The sequence below is a fragment of the Planomonospora algeriensis genome, from assembly GCF_977012225.1.
Genome location: NZ_CDRNDK010000708.1, coordinates 1 through 2,300 on the forward strand (window position 1 = coordinate 1; position 2,300 = coordinate 2,300).

Here is a 2,300-nt window from a genome sequence, read left to right on the forward strand (position 1 = left end):
AGGGCCGTACGTCTGCGAACGAACCCACTCAAAACATCAACTCGCCGGGGCCCTGCCTCGACGCGAGGGAGCGGGAGGGTTACCCAGCCTCGTGCGAATCGGCGTGACGATCAGAGGTGCGTCACCCAATCAAGAAGTACGCAGGAAGCCAATGTCTGTCAGCTCGACGCCCGCCACCTCTGGCTGCTTTATGAGCCACGCAAATACTTTCGGCGTCGATTCTGCAATAAAGCCATATATCATGGGCTCCTGGGCGCGCAACTGGAGTTCCTCATAATAGAGGCCGACTTGATCCAGCGGTTGTGCGTCCTCGGTTCGGAGAGACTGCACCCATGCTTGAAACTGAGCGGCCAACCCCTGCGTACAAGGGCCGGATGGGAGCCTATATTCGCAGTTATTGACATCCCAGGCAGTCGGCTTCTGTCCTGGCACGCCCGGAGAGAGGAGAATGGCGTCAACGTCGAGAGGTCCCGGTATGGGCGGGTTGGTTGGAAGATTTTTTTCGAGAAGTGGCCGCTTCAGCTTCACCACTGCCTGCAGTCGCACGTCGGCACGGCTCAGCCCGGACAGCGTGCGCTCGAGATCGGCCCGATTCGGGAGCGGCTCATCCCTGCCACCCGCAAAGCGTCGCAGTGCTCCGCTCAGCCGTCCGCCGGCTATCGAAGGCAGTCCGAAGAGCCCGCCTTGCCGCAAGCGGATGGCGTCAGGTCGCGGGGGGCCCTCGAGGTGCCGGAGGCGCCGCGAGTCGAGCAGGACTTCGATGATTCCGTCTTCGCCGACTTCTTCGGATATGGGCCGGCCACCCCGTGCCAGCTCGCCGAACCTCACCCGGATCTCGGGGTTTGCCACACTGAATGCGTTCAGCAGGACGTATCGGATTCGCTCGCTGCCGATAGTGCTGTCCCACTTCTGTTGCTGGCTCAGCGAGCGCCAGCCCAGCCAGACGGCGCAAGCTCCGACGACTAACACCGAAACCGGTATTAGTATGCGGCGGTTCAAGGTGATCGTCCTTTTCTGTCAAGGGCGGGCAGACCACAATGGCCCGGCAGCACGAACGTGATGACACTCGTGCTGCCGGATCATTGCTCGGACCTAGTTGCCTGAGACGTCTAGATCTTATACGTCGGCCTCACGGTGGAGGTGGTGCAGACGTCTTCGACCTCCACCCACTCCGGATAGGAGAACTTGCAGCGGGACGTCCCGGGCTCGCAATACCAGAACGTCTCCCGGAAGAATCGGCGAAGCCGAATTCCCATGGGTTGCCGCATGATCGGATTGTGGGTGCCGAAAATTCATCCGCGCAGGTCAGAGCACTGGTTGATGATCACATACCTCGAGTCTCGGGGTCGTGAGGTCTACGCTGCCGCGGCATGATGATCTGTCGTGCTGCTGCGTCTAGTCTATCTCACCGTGACGATCGTCTTCGCGTTCCTACGGCTGCTGGTGCTGCGCCTGGCCCGGGAGAATCCCTCCTGGGGATACCGGCGCATCCACGGCGAACTGGTCGCGCTCGGCGTCACGGTCGCAGCCTCCACCGTGTGGGAGATTCTCAACGACCACGGCATCGACCCGTCGCCCGAGCGGCAGCACACCACCTGGGCCGCTTTCTTACGCAGCCAGGCGGACGCCCTGCTGGCATGCGACTTCTTCGAAGTCCGCACCCTGACCGGGGCACGGCTGTACGTCTTCGCCGTCATCGAGCACGTCGCTCGACGCATCTGGATCCTCGGGGCCACCGCGCACCCCACCGGTTGGTGGGTCATCCAGCTCGGCCGGAACCTCATCATGGACCTGCAGGACGTGGGGAGCACGGCCAGGTTCCTCATCCGCGACCGCGACGCAAAGTTCACCGCGGCCTTCGACACGGTGCTGGCCGACGCCGGACTTCGCGTCGTTACGACCGGCATCCGGATTCCCCGGATGAACGCGATCATGGAGCGGTGGATTCAGACCTGCCGCCGCGAACTGCTGGACCGCACCCTGATAGCTGGAACCAGCACCATCCGCTCCATGTCCTGCGCGAATTCGAGGCGTTCCACAACGGTCACCGGCCGCACCGGGCCCTCCACCAGGCCGCTGCCCAGCTCGGGCGCCGACCGAGCCCGGATCGTCCGGCTCGACGTCCACCGACATGATCGTCTGGGTGATTTCCTCAGGGAGTACCGGCATGCGACTTGACCTGGACGGATGAATTTTCGGCACCCGCACTGCTGTGGAACGAACACCATCTGCGCCACGCCCTGCGTCCTGCGTTCCGCAGCTCCGGGCCGATCCATGCCACGTTCGGCCCTGAAACCGCA

Annotated in this window: 2 protein-coding genes; one reads left to right on the forward strand and one right to left on the reverse strand. The window is 63.1% G+C overall.

The genetic code is table 11. The features are described 5' to 3' along the window. Window positions 1-129: 129 nt before the first annotated feature. On the reverse strand, window positions 130-999 hold the full coding sequence (locus tag ACWJ6R_RS34820; RefSeq protein ID WP_449066284.1) for a hypothetical protein: 870 nt from the start codon (window positions 997-999) through the stop codon (window positions 130-132). Between the two features lie 384 nt (window positions 1,000-1,383). On the opposite strand from ACWJ6R_RS34820, the gene ACWJ6R_RS34825 reads away from it, so the two are divergent. Further along, window positions 1,384-2,178: a hypothetical protein gene (locus ACWJ6R_RS34825; RefSeq protein ID WP_449066285.1), complete on the forward strand. Its 795-nt coding sequence runs from the start codon at window positions 1,384-1,386 to the stop codon at window positions 2,176-2,178. The last annotated feature ends 122 nt before the right edge of the window (window positions 2,179-2,300 follow it).